The sequence below is a fragment of the Variovorax sp. P4_D9 genome, from assembly GCF_056401695.1.
The window spans coordinates 1-1,451 of record NZ_JBFUIU010001405.1 but is presented as its reverse complement, the minus strand read 5'-3'; the positions used below and the strand labels follow the sequence as shown (position 1 = coordinate 1,451).

Annotated in this window: 1 protein-coding gene; it reads right to left on the bottom strand. The window is 65.1% G+C overall.

Annotation, left to right across the window (positions count from 1 at the left end):
* Positions 1–39 precede the first annotated feature (39 nt).
* Entirely contained in the window at positions 40–1,404 is a 1,365-nt protein-coding gene (locus tag AC1DY5_RS55445) for an IS1380 family transposase (protein ID WP_478122670.1), read from the bottom strand.
* Positions 1,405–1,451 lie beyond the last annotated feature (47 nt).

Sequence of the window (1,451 nt, the reverse complement as noted above, 5' to 3'; positions counted from 1 at the left end):
TCCGTGAGTTTCGTGAGGCCGGTGATCGGCCAGTTGCGCTCAGCCGCAGGCAGCGAAGAGTTCTCCGTGCAGCCGCTGGAAGGCCTTGGCCGAACGATCATTGGCGCCCAGCCCGAGGATGACGCGCCGGCCATGCTCGATGAGGCGCCCGGCGCGGTAGATGAGTTCCTGCATCACCGTCTTGATGCGCCGGCGCTTGGCCGCGTGGCGTACCGGCGCATCGGRCCCCAGCAGCCCGGCCTGGCCCATCAGGCGCAGGATAWTCATGGCCAGCGCCGCGAGCTCGCACACCAGGTAATTGGTATCGAACTTGCCCGAGGGCAGCCGCTCCAGATCGAGGTCGGTCTTGAACTCGGAATGGAACTGCTCGTGCGTGCCGTGGTCGGCGTACAGCGCGACGATGGCTTTCGCATCGAACTGTTTGGCGCTCAGGCTCGTGCTCCAGCCGTCCAGCGTGAGCTTGGGCTCGATTAACAACTGGCCCTTCGCGTCGATGGTGCGTTCAGTCAGGCGCAGCACGCGGCGCAGTGGCCGCTCGATGCCTTCGATGTGCAGCGCCTCTTCCCACAGCGTCACGCGCTTGCCCGCGCGGGGATGCTCCCAGATCGTGGCGGTGTCACCATCAAGGCGCTCGGCCAGCGCCGCCACGTTGGTCGTGCGCGGGTTCCACTTGATCAGCCAGTCCAGTTGCGGCACGCCYGCAGCGTTATACGACTCCATCTCGCACACCARCTCCGCGGAGTCGAAGCCAGAGTCCAGGCGTGCCAGGATCGGCGCCTTCGGACCCGCCGCGCTCAGGCGCTGCGCCATCGGGATCACACGCTCGAAGTTGAATTKCGTCTCCCGTGCCGAATGCTGCACGCCAGGGCGCAGCGCCARCTCCAGGCAGAACCCGTGCGAGCCCAGGTACGCGGCCAGCGGGCAGTAGCCATCGACCCCGGTGTAGGTGCGTCCCACGCCGTCCTTRGTGGTGCCGCCGTTGTCCATGGCGAACGTGTCGACATCYAGCGGCAGCCAGCCACAAGGCAAGACGCCATAGTCGACCCGCGTGCTGTCCAGCAGCTTCTCGATCAGCGTCGGCAGGAAGTCAAACAGCTCGTCCGCGCGCGTGTCCATGCGCTGGCGCAGCGTCGAGCTGGAGGGCAACAGCTGGATGCCCAGCGCCTGCTTGAAGAAGGCATCGCCGCGGAAGTTCTCAATCGCATCGAAGTCGCTCTTGCCCTGCACCAGCAGGCCCAGGTAGCTGCGCAGGATGTCGCTGTTGGCAACGCCATTTCTCACGGGCAAGGCGGCATCGAGTTGCTTGAACACCGGCGCGAGTCGATTCAGGTGATGTCCTACCAGCGCCAGACCGGCTACCGGGGTGAGGTCGTAGTCGAGTTGCTTGACGATGAAGGGGCGCATTGGAAGGAATCGGATACTGCGTTTGCAACAGGCCCATACAGGCCCAT